Source organism: Pseudomonadota bacterium (assembly GCA_027620075.1).
Taxonomy (GTDB): domain Bacteria; phylum Pseudomonadota; class Alphaproteobacteria; order Rickettsiales; family UBA6187; genus 1-14-0-20-39-49.
Genome location: JAQCEY010000006.1, coordinates 37,187 through 53,195, shown reverse-complemented (window position 1 = coordinate 53,195; position 16,009 = coordinate 37,187). Strand labels below are relative to the sequence as shown.

Here is a 16,009-nt window from a genome sequence, read left to right as displayed (position 1 = left end):
GTTTATTTTTTACCTTTACTTATCAACCTCAACACAACTATGACGGCTAATATTATCAGGATTAGGATTAGTGATATATAATCATCTTTATATCCGTCTGTTTTTTTCAGTATCTCTCTGGTTATATTAAAAGTTATCGGCATTTCGCTATCTTCACGTATTACGGAAATCTCTACCGTAGTACCCGGCTCACCCCTTGTCCTTTCTATAACACTCGTTAAGCTCTTGCCCTCAAGCGATTCTCCGTCGGCACTTCTTATCAGATCACCTTTTTTCAAGCCAACTTTTTCTGCCGGAGTACCCTCTATTATATTGAGGACTCTCGGTAAGTCACTTTTTATATCAGCCTCCAATACAACACCAAGACCGCCGAAATCACCGTAAGTGTCGTCTGCACTATCGGCAGGATTTGAGGTTAAAATGAACGAGAAAACAAAAGCCGTAAAAAATAAATTACAAAATATCCTGTGCATAATATTCCTCATTAAAAAACTTCCGTAAAATATTATTACAGACACTTATGTGCACCGTCACATAAAGGCGGAATATCCGTATGTTTACATCCGCAAAACCCCACTCTTTTTGATTCATCGGCAGTGTACATCACCGGAGAGAACCCCGTACCCGAATGCGAGCCGTCACAAAAAGGCTGATTTGAACTTCTTCCACATGCACACCATGCATATGTTTTCCCCGCTTCCACATCTATTTTAATAGAACCTTTTACTGCGATTACCGCTTCTGATTTATCCGGCATTTTTTTCCTTTTTTATTAACTAGACTAGGTAATGTATAATAAAACAATATTATACCGCAATAAATAATAAGCAACGGCAAAATCTTAATCCTTTTGTTTTATGTTTTTTATAATTTTATAATAATCCCAGAACCGGTTTTGAAACATTAATATTCCTTTTATTCGTTAAGTAATTCTGGTTTTAAGTAAAACAAATCTCTTGCCCAACGCATGAGGTATAATTCATTTGTGTTTGATTGAACATCTTGGATACAAACGAGAATCTGTTTATCAATCAAGCCTTCTAAAATTTGATTATTTTTAAAAAAAGAACGAGATAATTTTTGGGCTTCATTTGGCAAATCACAAAAATCATTGCCGTATAGCATTGATATATCAGAGGTAAATGGGATGAGTTCTTTTAATAAGTGCTGTTCCTCTTTTGAAAGTGAATAATCTTTTTTTGTCCAGTGCTTGGAAAGATATTTTTTGATATCTCGCACTAATAATCTATCTGCAAGTTCTTCTTTTGCATATTCACGTTTAAGATAAACATATAATATTATCGCAGATAACGAAAAAGTTATAAGCAAGAGCCTAACTGATAATGAGGCGGAGTAATTTGACAAAACAATCGGCAACCACAAGCCTAAATAACAAAAGCCTAATATTTCTACAAAGCAAATCAAGGTCATAATATTTCTAACCTTATTTGTGTACTTTTGAGCGTACTTTGTATTAAAGCCAGTACCTAGAAATCTTAGTCTATAAAAACTCTCTATCTTGGGGTAATTAGTCGTGGCAATATAGAATTTAGAGCCAAAAAAGTTCAGATACTTTTTTGAGGACTCTTTCCCACGCACGACAGTTTCTAAAACCTCACCCTTATTAATAATTTCATTGTCGTCCATCATAACTTCTACTAATGATTATTAACCTTTATTAATTTGCACTAAAACACACCGGTACGTTATAGAAATATAAAAATCAACCTTAATATTTAAATATTTTAATATTATCAATTAATAGCTACATTGCCCACCAACCAAAAAATCACAATAGTTGCTTATCGTGAAATTATTAATAAATATCATTAGTCGGAATCTAATATAAACTCCTAAATGAACACGAGAACGGGGTTACAAACCCCGTCTTGCGAGGGGCAAGCTATCCTCTAGTTAATTAAATGAACATGTGGACGGGGTAACATACCCCGTCCAGCGGGGGGGTTATTAACGGTATAATCGTTTACGATAAGTTCGTTTGTTGTCATTATTTATTCCTTTCAATTAGAATGATTTTTGTAATTATTTTATATAAATCGCTAAAAAATGTTTGAATATAATTTGTGATCTTATGGTTCTTTCAATTTTGATTTTCTGCGGCAACCTTATTAACTGAATACTCTAAAACCTTGCCGTTGTTAATTATGTCTGCAAAAGAGGACTTGTCAGAAACATCGTTCAAATCAATTTTGAGTTCTGCAACTGCTTCTTCTAGTTCTTTAGAATCTGGAATTAAAGTATCTAAATAAAGACGTATATTAGAAATATTGTTTTTTGTAGAAACTAACTCTACATCCTTAATATAAATCGGCGTTGAATATTTATTAGTATATCTTTTTTCTTTATAATTTTTTTTCTCTTTTATACTCTCTGTTAATAAGCCTCTTAATTGTGGCCATATTATATGTGAGTTATTTTTGTTCATACTTTCAAGCATTCCAGCAAAATACTTTCCTACACTTGGTGCAATAAAGCTTTTACCATCATTATCGTTTATTTCTGGGAGCAAATTATTTATTGGATAGTCTATTATGCTAAAATGCTTAGTTATAAAAGGAACTATCTCTAGTTCTTGATGCTGCGGAAATGAACTTCTTCTGACCGCAATTGTTGCTGATTTGACTTTTTCTTCACCTTTTGAGTTTGTTATTTTATATAATACAGATGCTTCAAACCTTTCTCCTTTAGATGATTTTAGCGATCTTTCCGGAGACTTCCAATCAATTAATTCAGGATAAAACCATATACTTAATAAATCTATTTTTTTTATATTTTCTGGAACCATATTATATTTTAAGTGAATCTTCTGACGAAAATTTAAATACTTGTTATAATTTGTAAAGGCACTAATGTCAGATGAGTTTTTTATAAAGGAATAAAAATCAGCCCAATCTTTTTCTCGATCAGATTTTTTCTGTGATACTAAAAAAATCCATTTCTCACAGCTCTCAATATAGTTAGTTACATAATCAATAATTTCCATTTTATCCATATGACTAACAGTGTTTGAACCAATTAGCTCTACATCTTCAAACATTTCAACTGAATAATCTGGATTCTTGCTAGGTGTAACTCGTGCTTCACCAGATAACTCAGCATGGCTATTATTCAGATTAATTGTAACAATTACAGCCAAGCAAATTAATAATGTTATTCCTATATTTTTAAAAAACATTTTTTCTCTATATTCTAATTATATTTCTATACATTTTAATAAACTACGATAAGCACAGAATTAATACATTGGATTTTATACACACTCAAGAATAATCACTTATTAATATTTATTAAAGCTTACTAATAATTTCCCTCCAGCGGGGAGGTAATTTTAGATTGTTGTAAATTAATTAAATCATCTAACGGAGTTGTCATTTACTTTACTCCTTCATTTAGACGTTTTGAGAAAATTACTTCAACTTTATCTACTAGCCTTAAACTGTAACGTATACCATACTGACTTAGCGAATCTGTTATAAGGCTCTTTATTTCATTGATTTGACTAGATAAATTATTTGGGGTTGAAATACTTACAACTATCCAACGAACTGTACCACCTTCATAAACATGTTCTTGAGCCTTAAACTTTATTTTCTCATCATTCCAATATAACTCAAATTCATCTGGTTGTTGATCACGCTGACACGTTTTTATATTCCTTAAATAAGCGTTACGTTCATAATCTATTGTTCTGGACGGAGTAGGATACTCATTTTTTTCATTTACAAATGCCATTTTTATTACTACCTTCTTTTCTACTGTTTTCAATTAACATTCATTAGTTTTTATTAATAAAGTACCCATAATTTCCAAAAATATAAAAATCAACCTTAATATTTAAATACTTCAATATTATCAATTAATAGTGACTCCAACGGAAAATACCCCCGAAGACATACGTTTTAGATAATGAGTTTTGTTTATTTCTCGAACTCACCGCAACAAAGACCAAAAATAACTTCATATTTATCTATTTGGGAAACATTTTTTATACTATAGTGATTCAATATTGATAAATCTTACAAAAAATTAACTTCGTTTTCTATTGCATTTTTTTTATAACTCGTTATATCACATAGCTTTGGATATGGACATGTAGTTGTATAGGTATATTTTAAAATGATGATTAATTTATTCGAGTAAGGGTGAATATGAAAACTGATTTTTATCAGACTACTCCGATATTTGGCACGAACTCTACATATTTAGAGGAGCTATACGAGCTTTACTTACAAAATCCCGCTTCTGTTGATGAAAGCTGGCAAGCGTTTTTTAAAGATATGGGCGACTCCCTGTCAGCGGTATTAAAAGAACAACAAGGTGCTTCATGGGCTCCTCGTAAATCATCGGTAGTCGGTGCAAAGCCTGTTGAGGCACAGGTTGCTCAAAAGCCTGCTACAGGCGAAGTTTCGGAACAGGCGTGCCGTGACAGTATCGGAGCGTTAATGCTTATACGTGCTTTTAAGGTACGCGGTAACTTACTTGCCGACCTTGACCCGTTGGGATTAGAAGGTCACAAAATGCACCCCGACCTTGACCCTACTACCTATGGCTTTACAGATGCGGACTATGACCGTGAGATTTATTTAGCGGGTGAGTTCGGTTTTGAAAGAGCTACCTTGCGTGAACTACTATCTGAATTAAAGCAGACATATGCGTCAAAAATTGGTGTTGAGTTCATGCACCTGCCTGAACTGGAAAGGAGAAACTGGATTGCCGACCGCATGGAAAAGGCACATGGTCTTCCCGAACTATCTGCTGAAGAAAAAATCACCATTCTTGAAGATATAACGAAAGTTGAGCGTTTTGAGCAGTTCCTGCATGTAAAATATCCGGGGGCAAAAAGGTTTTCGGTAGAAGGCGGAGAAGCCGTAATAGCGGCAATGGAAAAGATAATAGAGCGTGCGGCTAATCTTGGTGTTGCAGAAGTCGTTATAGGTATGCCGCATCGTGGAAGGCTGAACGTTCTTACTAAGGTAATGGGCAGAAGATATGCTTCTATGATATCCGAGTTTCAGGGCAAGCAGTCGCATTTTTCTGAAGAACTTGATGCCTCCGGCGATGTGAAATACCATCAAGGTGCATCTTCCGACCGTGATTTTAACGGGCATAAAATTCACTTATCCCTTTCAGCTAACCCTTCGCATCTGGAAGCGGTTAACCCTGTGGTGGTCGGTCGTGTGCGTGCAAAGCAGGATATTTTCAATGATGCCGAGCGGACAAAAGCTATGGGCATATTATTGCATGGTGATGCGGCTTTCTGCGGTCAGGGAGTAGTTACGGAAACTATGGCATTGAGCGATTTGGACGGCTACACAACGGGCGGCACTATCCATATTGTCGTAAATAACCAGATAGGCTTTACCACTAATCCGAACAACCAGAGAAAATCGCCTTATCCTACAGATGTTGCAAAAGGTGCACATGCCCCTATTTTCCACGTTAACGGTGACGACCCTGAAGCTGTGGTTTTTGTAAGCCGTCTTGCCGTTGAGTACCGTCAGAAATTCAAGACTGATGTTGTGGTCGACGTTTTCTGTTATAGACGCTACGGTCATAATGAAGGTGACGAACCGTTTTTCACTCAGCCTATTATGTATAATAAAATAAAAGACCACCCTACCCCTATGAATGTTTACGCTCAAAAGCTTATAAGTGAGGGCGTAATAAGTGAGTCTGACTTTTCAAAAATGAAAGATGACTTCCAGCAGTTCATGGAAAAGGAGTACGAGGAAGCTCAAAGCTACGAGGCTGATGAGGCGGACTGGTTAAAAGGCTCATGGGAAGGATTTGAAAATCCTGAAAAGGGGCTGAAGAAAAATGTCGATACCGGAGTCGACGTTAAAAAGCTAAAAGAGATAGGCTATAAGCTTGCATCATATCCTGATGATTTTAATATCAACAAAAAGCTTTCCCGCCAGATGGATACTAAAATTGATATGATGAAGTCGGGTAAAAACCTTGATTGGGCTATGGGCGAAGCACTTGCTTTCGGTACGCTCCTTGAAGAAGGACATCCGATACGTATTACGGGTCAGGATAGCGTACGTGGAACGTTTTCTCACCGTCATGCGGCACTTACCGACCAAAATAGCGAGAATAAATATTTTCCTTTGAATAACATGTTTGAAAAACAGGCAGGTTTTGAGGTAATTGACAGTAACCTTTCCGAATATGCGGTACTTGGTTTTGAGTACGGTTATTCACTTGCACGTCCGCAAGCGTTGGTATTATGGGAAGCACAGTTCGGTGATTTTGCCAACGGTGCGCAGATAATGGTTGACCAGTTCATATCATCCGGTGAGGCAAAATGGTTGCGTTTTAGCGGTCTGGTAATGTTATTGCCGCACGGCTATGAGGGGCAAGGACCTGAGCATAGCTCGGCAAGACTGGAACGCTTCCTTCAGCTTTGTGCCGAGGATAACATGCAAGTTGTTAACTGTACTACACCTGCGAATTTATTCCACGTTCTGCGTCGTCAGATACACAGGAAATTCCGCAAGCCGTTGGTAGTAATGTCGCCTAAATCTTTACTACGTCATAAGCTTTGCGTTTCCGACCTGAAGGATTTTGACAAGGGTACTCACTTTAAACGTGTCATAGGAGAGACTTCCAAACTAGCTGCGAATGATAAAATTAGGAAAGTTATTATCTGTAGCGGTAAGGTTTATTACGATTTACTTGAGGCACGTGAGGAAAGGAAAATAAATGACATAGCTATAATAAGGCTTGAGCAGTATTATCCTTTCCCTGATACGGATTTAGTAGAGGAGCTTAACAAATACAAGAATGCCGAAGTTATATGGTGTCAGGAAGAACATCAGAATATGGGTGCATGGCACTTTGTGGATCGTCGTATTGAGGCGGTTCTAGAAAAAGCCGAATGCAAGTCGAAACGTCCCGAATATGTAGGACGTAAAGAAGCTGCATCTCCTGCCGCAGGTTATTACAGAATACATAACAAGCAACTGCAGGATTTGCTGAACGAGGCATTAAAATAAGTTTTAAACTACAAAATAAAAAAGGGATAACTAGGAGATAATAACAATGACAATTGAAATTAAAGTACCACCACTTGGAGAATCGGTATCGGAAGCTACAATCGCTAATTGGTGTAAATCAGAAGGTGATTACGTTGAGCAGGACGAGATGCTTGTCGAGCTTGAAACCGACAAAGTAACTTTGGAGGTTAACGCTCCTTCGGCGGGTGTTCTTCAGGCATTTAAGTTCGCTGTGGGCGATACTGTAAAAGTCGGTGCTGTGATAGGCTCAATTGATGAGAAAGCTGCAAAATCAGGCGGCGGTAAAAAAGAAGATTCAAAGAAAGAGGAAGCCGCACCTGCAAAAGCTGCCGCTCCTTCTTCTTCCGGCAAAAGTTCTGCCGTTCTTTCTCCTGCGGCACAAAAAATAGCTACGGAGAATAATCTGAATTTATCGTCAGGTACGGGTAAAGACGGTCGTGTTACTAAGGCTGACGCACTAAATGCAGTATCTACAGGCGGTATTGGCGGTGTTTCACCTGCACCTGCGGGACCTCGCGAAGAACGTGTTAAAATGACGAAGCTTCGCCAGAAAATAGCTCAACGCTTGAAAGATTCACAGAACACTGCTGCAATTTTAACTACTTTTAACGAAGTTGACATGACCAACGTTATGGAACTTCGTAACACTTACAAAGACGACTTCCTAAAAAAGAATGATGTAAAGCTTGGTTTCATGTCATTCTTTGCTAAAGCTGCGATTAAGGCATTAAAGGAAATACCGGCTGTTAACGCCGAGATACAAGGTGATGAGATAATATACAAAAATCACTACGATATCTCTATTGCGGTTGGAACGCCTCAAGGGTTGGTAGTTCCAGTTTTGCGTGATGCCGACAGATTATCATTTGCAGGAGTTGAGCAAGAAATAGTTAACCTAGGCAAGAAAGCCCGTGACGGCAAGCTTACAATGGAAGATATGACGGGCGGAACTTTCACTATATCCAACGGTGGTGTTTACGGTTCATTATTGTCTACCCCGATAATCAATCCTCCGCAAACCGGTATTTTGGGTCTGCATAAGATTCAGGATCGTCCTATGGCAATTGACGGTGAAGTTAAAATACGTCCTATGATGTATATTGCCTTATCATATGACCATAGAATAATTGACGGCGGTGAAGCGGTAACTTTCCTTGTTAAGATTAAGGAAGCTATTGAAGACCCTAGAAGGTTATTGTTGGATATTTAAATAAGCCTTATAAGTCCCCTTTCCTTTTGGGAGGGGGATAGGGTGAGGGCAAATATTACGGATAATACTTATGCAACCTGAAACCCTAAATATAATATTCAACATAATAGGCACATGCGGTGTTACTTTGATATTGCTTGCCTACTTTATGATTCAATCGGATAGGCTGCATAAACATAGTTTTGCATATTCTTTTATGAATCTTGTAGGCTCATTGTTGATATTCATATCATTACTACATACATGGAACTTGCCATCGGTGATTATTGAGGTATTCTGGTTCTTGATAAGTGCTTACGGTTTGGTAAAATGGTGGAAATTAAAAAACAAAGGAAAAAATTATGAGTAATTCACCAGTAGCAAAATTAAAAATAGTATTGGCAGACAGCTATACTCTTTACCTTAAAACACAGAACTTCCATTGGAACGTTACAGGTTCTAACTTCCGGTCTCTACATACTCTTTTTGAGGCTCAATATAACGACCTGTTTGCCGCAAATGACGATATAGCCGAAAGGATAAGGACACTTGGAGAATTTGCTCCGGGTAGTTTCAGGCAGTTTTCTTCACTGACAAATATTTCAGAAGCACCTGATTCCCCTCCGTCTGCACAAAATATGGTAAAAGAACTTGCAAGCGACCAGAAAAAGATTATTGATTCGCTGAATGTAGCTTTAAAAGAAGCTCAAAACCAAAATGATGAAGCAACGGCAGACCTTATGATAGGTCGCATTGCAACGCATGAAAAAAACAAGTGGATGCTGGAAAGCTCACTATAATTTTAACAATACTCTGTAACTCTACATAAATTCCCTCTCCATAAAGGAGGGGGTAGAGTGAGAGTACGAACTAGCAACGAAAGGAATAAAAATGTCAGATTTTGATTTAGTAGTTATTGGCGGAGGACCGGGCGGATATGTTGCCGCTATAAAAGCATCACAGCTCGGTATGAAGGTAGCTTGTGTTGAAAAACGCGGCACGCTTGGCGGAACATGCCTGAATGTAGGCTGTATCCCTTCAAAGGCTCTATTGAACTCTTCGCATTTATATGAAGAGGCAACTCATAATTTTGCAAATCACGGCATTAAAGCAAGCGGTCTTTCTATTGATGTAAAAAAAATGCAGAAGCATAAGGACGATATCGTAGAGGGGCTTACCAAAGGAATCGAAGGGCTTTTTGCCAAGAACAAGGTAAAATATTTTGTAGGCACAGGTGAGATAACGGCTAAGGGTGAAGTTACGGTAAAACCTGCCAAAGGCAAGTCTGAAAAAATAACTGCTAAAAATATTTTGATAGCTACCGGTTCCGAGGTTGCAAACCTTCCGGGAGTAGAGATTGACGGCAAGAAGATAGTTTCTTCCGACCACGCTATCCACCTGACGGAAGTGCCGAAAAAAATGGTAGTAATTGGTGGCGGCGTTATCGGTCTTGAGCTTGGCTCTGTCTGGCGTAGGCTGGGAGCGGAAGTAACCGTTGTAGAGTACCTTGATAAAATACTTCCCCCTATGGACGGCGAAGTTAGTAAAACATTCCAAAAAATTCTGGAAAAACAGGGTATAAACTTCAAACTCGGTAGTAAAGTAACTTCCGCTAAAGCATCGGCTAAAGGTGTTGAACTGAATGTTGAGCCTGCCAAAGGCGGAGACGCAGAAAAATTATCTGCCGACGTTGTGTTAGTTGCTATCGGACGCAAGCCTTATACTGAAGGTCTGGGCTTAAAAGAAGTAGGCGTTAAATTAGACGATAGGGGTCGTATTGAAACTGACGGGCATTTCAAGACGAATATTGACGGCATCTGGGCAATAGGCGATGTTATTGCAGGCCCTATGCTCGCCCATAAGGCTGAAGAAGACGGTGTTGCGGCAGTTGAGATAATGGCAGGACAAGCAGGTCATGTTGACTATGACTTAGTGCCGAGCGTTATTTATACCCACCCTGAAGTTGCTATGATAGGCAAGACCGAGGAACAATTAAAAGAGGCGGGAGTTTCTTATAATAAGGGCAAATTCCCGTTCATGGCTAATTCACGTGCAAGAACGGTTGATGAAAAAGACGGCTTCGTAAAGATTCTCGCAGATAAGGAAACCGATGAGGTGCTTGGTGTTCATATTATAGGTCCGCAGGCAGGAACTTTGATAGGTGAGGCATCGGTTGCTATGACTTACAGGGCATCATCTGAGGATATCGCACGTATTTGTCACTCACACCCTGATTTAAACGAGGCTATAAAAGAAGCGGCACTGGATACATTCTTCAAGCCTATTCATATGTAATATTTTTTTTATTTAAATAATTTTAGGTTGATGATATGAAAAATAACCCGCAATCAGTAAAAGAGGTAGAAGAAGCAATAAAAACATGGTCTGAGGCACTATCCAATAAAGACCTTGAAGCAATGCACAAGGACTATGCCGATGAGTACCGAATGTTTGATGTTAGTGTAACGGTTGATAGCGTTCAGGGATTAAAAGATCTGTGGAAACAGTGCTTTGATTTTTTCGATAAACCCAAAGCAGAATATAAGGACATGAAGATTCAGGCAACCGACAACATGGCAGTTGCTCATTTTAAAAGCCGTATATCGGGAATGACCGCACCCGTACCTGAAGAAATGGCAAATTCATGGATAAGAGGAACGGTTTGTTTCCAAAAAGAAAATGGTGTCTGGAAGTGTATACATGAACATATTTCCTTTCCGGTAAATTGCGAAACCAACCAAATAGCTTTTGATAAATAATGCTCGTTTATTAAAAACTCCTCTCTCATACCGATTCCCTATCTTCTCCGAACATTTTCGTGCATCGCTCTCATCGGCACGTGCCTAGTTTATCCTGATATCGGGAAGCATTGCTTGTGCAGATTGTTTTTTACGTTTTATTTCACGTATTACCTTACCAAGTGCAATATATCGTTCGGGATTGGTCGGGTGCGTAAAGCCGTTATTGATGGAATTGCTATCTCTCAAGGACATTTTACGCCAAAAATCAGGAGCTTTGTCTATATCGTAACCTGCCTTTTCCGTGATATAAAGACCTACATAATCAGCTTCTTTTTCAAATTCTTTCGAATAACCGTAAGCACCTGCCATTGTGCCTAAGTCACCGAAAACACCTCCCGTTGAAACTCCCTGACTACTAGCCAATACATCGACTAACGAACCGAATACGCTGCCGATACCTATATTTTGCTGCTTTGCCCTGATATGCCCCATTATGTTATGGGCATATTCATGCCCTAAAACAACCGCAAGGTCATTTGGGTCGCGGGCAAAGTCCATCATGCCTTCGGTGACTATTATATTTTTACCGTCGGCATAGGCATTTATTTCTTTTGATTTATCAAGCTTGAATTCATACACGCAGCCACCGGAACTCTTGCCAAGTTCGTTACATAAATCCGCACCGGCAGGCATTATTTTCTTAGCAACGCTGAAAAGCAGTTCCTGATGCCTTAGTTTTTTGTCCATCTGCTGTGTACGACTTTCAATTTCTTTTTTATTAACAAGGCTTTGCTGATATCGTTTCTCTGCTTCTATCTCGGCAAGCGTCATAGAAGGATAATTAGTTGTAGGCTTTACACATGACGTAACAAATATTGCCGCTAATATGAGATATATGATTTTATGCATGACAACCTCTTTCATTTACAAAGGAATTATATATTATCCGTTGATTTCTTATGTTTTGAGCTATAAATTATAATGAAATAAATAAAAAATTTAAAGGTATTAATATGAAAATTACTTTTTCCGATAAGTTAAATGTAAATTGTGACGCTGTAGTCGTTACCGTTACCGACTCGCTAAAGCTGGGCGAACACGCAGAGAAAATAAATAAAGAAGCTGACAACGCCATAAAAAAAGCCTTAAAAACCAGAAAGTTCAAAGGCGAAAAAAAAGAGCTATTATCAATTGTAGCACCGTCAGGTGTAAAATATAACCAGATACTTCTTGTAGGACTAGGTAAAGAAAAGAAAATAAACGATGTCGCATCACAGGAAGTGGGAGCTGCCGTATATGTAGGGCTTAACTCCGTTAAAGCTGAAAATGCCGCTATTATAGTCGAAGGTGTGGAAGATGTTGATGATATAGCAACTAATATAGCATATGGGGCTGTCTTACGCTCATACAGGTTCGGTAAATATAAAACAAAAGAAAAGCCTGAAAGTCTTCCTACCCTGAGGGTTCTTGATGTTATTGTCGATAATAGGTCAAAGGCAGAATCGGACTTCAATAAATTACAGATGATAGCTGACGGGGTTTTCCTGTCCCGTGACGTAGTTACCGAGCCACCTAATAAGCTTTATCCTGAAAGCTATGCAAAAATAATAAAGGAAGAACTTTCCGGGCTGGGTGTAAAGGTAACCGTATTGGGTGCTAAACAACTGGAAAAATTAGGTATGGGAGCGTTGCTCGGAGTGGGACAGGGTTCAATACGTGAATCGCATGTTGTGGTTATGGAATATAACGGAGGTGACCCTAAAAGTCAGCCGTTAGCATTCGTAGGCAAGGGAGTGACATTTGATACCGGCGGTATCTCGATAAAGCCTGCACTTGGTATGGAGGACATGAAATACGATATGGGCGGTTCCGCTGCCGTAGTGGGGCTGCTAAAAGCATTAGCCGGACGTAAAGCAAAGGCAAATGCCGTAGGTATAGTCGGACTTGTTGAAAATATGCCGGGACATAACGCACAAAGACCGAGCGACGTTGTTACATCTATGTCCGGTCAGACTGTAGAAGTTTTAAATACCGATGCCGAAGGGAGGCTTGTACTTGCCGACATACTTACATATGTACAGCAAAAACACAACCCTCAGCTAATTATTGACCTTGCAACCCTAACCGGAGCTATCGTAATAGCACTTGGTGAGGAATATGCAGGTTTGTTCTCAAATGATGATAAGCTAAGTAAAAAGCTGTCTAAAGCGGGTGAAAAAACCGATGAAAAATTATGGAGGTTTCCGCTTGGTAGTGCATATGACAAAATGCTTGATTCGCCGATTGCAGATATGCAAAATATCAGTGCCGGACGTGGTGCAGGCAGTATAACCGCCGCCCAGTTCCTGCAACGCTTCATCGAAAATGATACTCCTTGGGCGCATCTGGATATTGCAGGTGTAGCGTGGACAAAAAAGGCAAAAGGTGTCTGCCCTAAAGGTGCTACCGGATTCGGTGTAAGGTTGCTGGATAAGTTCGTAAATGATAATTATGAGGAATAGGATTTAATTTCCTTTTATAACAAAACAATCCCCGCATTTATGTGGGGATTGTTTTATAAGGTGTTGTATGACAAATAATATTCCTGAGAAGAATTATACAGGCGAAAAGAGGAAGGTAGGTTTTGAACTTGAGTTTTCAGGAATGCCGATTGAGCAAATCACTAAAATAATCCGTAAAGTGCTTGGACACTATGCACCAAAACGCACGTGACTTTTATGAAAATTTCATTCCTACTGATAGTATAATAGGAAAAATACTGGTCAGGCGTGATGTTGAAGTAAAAAATAACAGTTTTCTATGGAATATATTTACATCTGAGAAAATCCTTGTAAATAGTATGCACCATCAGGCAGTAGATGAACTTGGCAAGAGGCTTGCCATAACAGCCCATGACGAGAATAAAATGGTGCAGGCAATTGAAAGTGATGATTTAGAAAAGATGTTCATTATGGGCGTTCAATGGCACCCTGAATTTATGATATATAGTACAAAACAAAGAAGATTATTTAAAGAGTTTATAAAGGCAACAAAATGACCATGATTAATTTTTACCATCTGACAAAACTACCCGTAGGCAAAGCCCTGCCAAAATTGCTGGAAAAAGCTATCATGGCAGATAAAAGGGTTATGGTGCAACTGACCGATGATATCAGGGTTGAACAGCTAAATAAGGAAATGTGGACATATACTACCAAATTCTTCTTGCCGCATGGAGCAAAAGGCGACGGGTTCGAAGATGAACAGCCTATCTATTTAACCGCCTCAAATGAAAATGCTAACGGTGCAACCATTTTGGCTATGGTGGAAAATGCCACTATAGATAACCTTAATGATTTTGAAAAATGCATTTATATGTTCGACGGAAATGACGAATCGCAACTAAAAGCTGCAAGGGTACATTGGAAAGAATTTAAGTCAATCGGTCATGAAGTTACATATTGGCAGCAAACACCTAAGGGCGGCTGGGAAGCAAAGGCATAGTAAAATGTTAGATATAAGGTAGTTTTTTTACATATATTTAGCATTTTTTTGCAAAATGTATCAGATAGGGGTTTATTTTGCTCTGATTTTGTGATATACTCCCGATTGAATTTTTAGTCTCGGACAGACTGAAAAGCTAAATTACCAATAAGTAATTTATAATATTTACGGAGTTTGAATATGTCAGATGTAGCTGAATTTAAAGTCGGCGGGAAAGTAGTTTACCCGGCGCATGGTGTAGGTAAAATCGTATCGGAAGAAAGTCAGAGTGTAGCAGGGCATGAGCTTAAGCTTTTTGTTATTGATTTTCCAAAAGATAAAATGACCCTTCGTGTTCCTGTAAAAAGAGCGAGAGCTTCGGGTCTGCGTGTATTGAGTAATGATAATGATGTTAAAAAAGCTGTTTCCATCTTAAAGGGACGTGCACGTCCGGGGCGTGGCATGTGGAGTCGTAGGGCAAAAGAATATGAAGATAAAATCAATTCGGGAAGTATAATCAACATCGCAGAAGTTGTACGTGACCTGCATAAAAATGTTGATGACCCCGACCGTTCATATTCGGAAAGAGTTATTTATGAGTCGGCATTAGGTCGTTTGGCAGGTGAATTTGCGGCTGTAAATGAAGTAACTACCGAAGAAGCTACAAATAACCTGATAACAATATTAAAAGCCAGAAAAGCTTCTGCCGTAGCTTCATCTAAATCAAGCGTTGATGATGATGTTGTTGTGATAGAAGAGGACGAGTTTGAGGCGGCATAAGCTATATAGTATTTTTCATTTTGTAAGCCTCTGCATAACACAAAAAACTATCCTCTGCGATTGCGGAGGATAGTTAAATAATCAAATCCAAGGAGAAAATTCAAATAATTTTAAACGACTTTTTCTTTTAGGTCATAACATCTTATAACACTGAAACCTTTCGGTCTTTCGATAGGATCGACGACCAATATGGCATCAACACTCTCACCTTTTATATTTTTGTAGTTAATGCTTACCTCTTCTTTTTTAGCATTAACAACGGCAAGGTCTATTTTTGCCTTATTTCCGTCCGATAATCCGTCATAAGCTAAAATATCCCTTAATTTTTCCACGTCATTATCTTTATTTTTGAATAAACGCATAGCATCGGAATCCGCATATATTACGTTTTTATTGGAATCCACGATACAACATAAAAGTGTATGCGTCCTCATTGAACTTGCGAATAATGCAGCCTGAAACTCCGTCATATTTATGACATCTTTTAACTTCATCAGATTATATATCAGATAAGCCCCGAACACCATAGCGGCAATTGCCATTATTATAATAGAAACTAATATGTCGGCTACCGTTAAAGTATTATTATCGTCAAACATATTTGTAGCGGTATCCGATATAATAAATTTAGCTGCCGCCGCCAGTATTATTAATGAAAGGCAAACCCAAACCACGTATGAACCGTAGGTTCTAAGCTTAAATCCCTCCGTACTAGATACTATCTGCTTTGCATTAGGTCTGTCTATAAAACGCTTATGCATAAAATTCCTCCTTCAATTCAACCAAAAGTTACTTAC

18 protein-coding genes are annotated in these 16,009 nt (G+C 38.5%); 11 read left to right on the top strand and 7 right to left on the bottom strand.

Annotated features, from left to right (window positions below):
- Nucleotides 1–2: 2 nt before the first annotated feature.
- From O2942_08615 to O2942_08595, 5 genes are all read right to left on the bottom strand, one after another.
- Nucleotides 3–485: a PDZ domain-containing protein gene (locus O2942_08615; protein ID MDA0782310.1), complete on the bottom strand. Its 483-nt coding sequence runs from the start codon at nucleotides 483–485 to the stop codon at nucleotides 3–5.
- Nucleotides 486–508: 23 nt separating this feature from the next.
- Entirely contained in the window at nucleotides 509–757 is a 249-nt protein-coding gene (locus O2942_08610) for a CDGSH iron-sulfur domain-containing protein (GenBank protein MDA0782309.1), read from the bottom strand.
- Nucleotides 758–915: 158 nt separating this feature from the next.
- On the bottom strand, nucleotides 916–1,650 hold the full coding sequence (locus O2942_08605; protein MDA0782308.1) for a hypothetical protein: 735 nt from the start codon (nucleotides 1,648–1,650) through the stop codon (nucleotides 916–918).
- Between the two features lie 451 nt (nucleotides 1,651–2,101).
- Nucleotides 2,102–3,196, bottom strand: coding sequence for a hypothetical protein (locus tag O2942_08600; protein ID MDA0782307.1), 1,095 nt, complete (start codon nucleotides 3,194–3,196; stop codon nucleotides 2,102–2,104).
- A 197-nt stretch (nucleotides 3,197–3,393) separates the two neighbouring features.
- Entirely contained in the window at nucleotides 3,394–3,786 is a 393-nt protein-coding gene (locus tag O2942_08595) for a hypothetical protein (GenBank protein ID MDA0782306.1), read from the bottom strand.
- A 383-nt stretch (nucleotides 3,787–4,169) separates the two neighbouring features.
- On the opposite strand from O2942_08595, the gene O2942_08590 reads away from it, so the two are divergent.
- The 6 genes from O2942_08590 to O2942_08565 all read left to right on the top strand — a co-directional run bounded on the left by O2942_08590 (nucleotide 4,170) and on the right by O2942_08565 (nucleotide 10,988).
- Nucleotides 4,170–7,019 (top strand): 2-oxoglutarate dehydrogenase E1 component, encoded by a 2,850-nt coding sequence (locus tag O2942_08590; GenBank protein MDA0782305.1) that lies wholly within the window; start codon nucleotides 4,170–4,172, stop codon nucleotides 7,017–7,019.
- A 46-nt stretch (nucleotides 7,020–7,065) separates the two neighbouring features.
- Nucleotides 7,066–8,250, top strand: a complete 1,185-nt coding sequence (gene odhB / locus O2942_08585) for a 2-oxoglutarate dehydrogenase complex dihydrolipoyllysine-residue succinyltransferase (protein MDA0782304.1) — start codon at nucleotides 7,066–7,068, stop codon at nucleotides 8,248–8,250.
- A gap of 70 nt (nucleotides 8,251–8,320) precedes the next feature.
- Complete coding sequence (locus O2942_08580) at nucleotides 8,321–8,599, top strand: hypothetical protein (GenBank protein ID MDA0782303.1); 279 nt, start codon at nucleotides 8,321–8,323, stop codon at nucleotides 8,597–8,599.
- Nucleotides 8,592–9,029 carry a DNA starvation/stationary phase protection protein gene (locus tag O2942_08575; protein MDA0782302.1) on the top strand — a complete coding sequence of 146 codons (438 nt, stop codon included), beginning with the start codon at nucleotides 8,592–8,594 and terminating at the stop codon, nucleotides 9,027–9,029. The genes O2942_08580 and O2942_08575 overlap by 8 nt, the downstream gene beginning before the upstream one ends.
- 91 nt (nucleotides 9,030–9,120) lie before the next feature.
- Nucleotides 9,121–10,524 carry a dihydrolipoyl dehydrogenase gene (gene lpdA / locus O2942_08570; GenBank protein ID MDA0782301.1) on the top strand — a complete coding sequence of 468 codons (1,404 nt, stop codon included), beginning with the start codon at nucleotides 9,121–9,123 and terminating at the stop codon, nucleotides 10,522–10,524.
- Between the two features lie 35 nt (nucleotides 10,525–10,559).
- Nucleotides 10,560–10,988 (top strand): nuclear transport factor 2 family protein, encoded by a 429-nt coding sequence (locus O2942_08565; protein ID MDA0782300.1) that lies wholly within the window; start codon nucleotides 10,560–10,562, stop codon nucleotides 10,986–10,988.
- Between the two features lie 84 nt (nucleotides 10,989–11,072).
- Here the strand turns inward: O2942_08565 and O2942_08560 are convergent, their stop codons facing one another.
- Nucleotides 11,073–11,879: a M48 family metallopeptidase gene (locus O2942_08560; GenBank protein ID MDA0782299.1), complete on the bottom strand. Its 807-nt coding sequence runs from the start codon at nucleotides 11,877–11,879 to the stop codon at nucleotides 11,073–11,075.
- A 104-nt stretch (nucleotides 11,880–11,983) separates the two neighbouring features.
- On the opposite strand from O2942_08560, the gene O2942_08555 reads away from it, so the two are divergent.
- The 5 genes from O2942_08555 (at nucleotide 11,984) to O2942_08535 (ending at nucleotide 15,212) form a co-directional block, all read left to right on the top strand.
- Complete coding sequence (locus tag O2942_08555; protein ID MDA0782298.1) at nucleotides 11,984–13,471, top strand: leucyl aminopeptidase; 1,488 nt, start codon at nucleotides 11,984–11,986, stop codon at nucleotides 13,469–13,471.
- Nucleotides 13,472–13,538: 67 nt separating this feature from the next.
- On the top strand, nucleotides 13,539–13,682 hold the full coding sequence (locus tag O2942_08550; protein MDA0782297.1) for a hypothetical protein: 144 nt from the start codon (nucleotides 13,539–13,541) through the stop codon (nucleotides 13,680–13,682).
- Complete coding sequence (locus O2942_08545; protein ID MDA0782296.1) at nucleotides 13,663–14,007, top strand: gamma-glutamyl-gamma-aminobutyrate hydrolase family protein; 345 nt, start codon at nucleotides 13,663–13,665, stop codon at nucleotides 14,005–14,007. Before O2942_08550 ends, O2942_08545 begins: the two co-directional genes overlap by 20 nt.
- On the top strand, nucleotides 14,004–14,453 hold the full coding sequence (locus O2942_08540; protein ID MDA0782295.1) for a DNA polymerase III subunit chi: 450 nt from the start codon (nucleotides 14,004–14,006) through the stop codon (nucleotides 14,451–14,453). Before O2942_08545 ends, O2942_08540 begins: the two co-directional genes overlap by 4 nt.
- Before the next feature lie 180 nt (nucleotides 14,454–14,633).
- Complete coding sequence (locus O2942_08535) at nucleotides 14,634–15,212, top strand: CarD family transcriptional regulator (GenBank protein MDA0782294.1); 579 nt, start codon at nucleotides 14,634–14,636, stop codon at nucleotides 15,210–15,212.
- A 110-nt stretch (nucleotides 15,213–15,322) separates the two neighbouring features.
- Here the strand turns inward: O2942_08535 and O2942_08530 are convergent, their stop codons facing one another.
- Nucleotides 15,323–15,973 (bottom strand): hypothetical protein, encoded by a 651-nt coding sequence (locus tag O2942_08530; GenBank protein ID MDA0782293.1) that lies wholly within the window; start codon nucleotides 15,971–15,973, stop codon nucleotides 15,323–15,325.
- Between the last annotated feature and the right edge of the window lie 36 nt (nucleotides 15,974–16,009).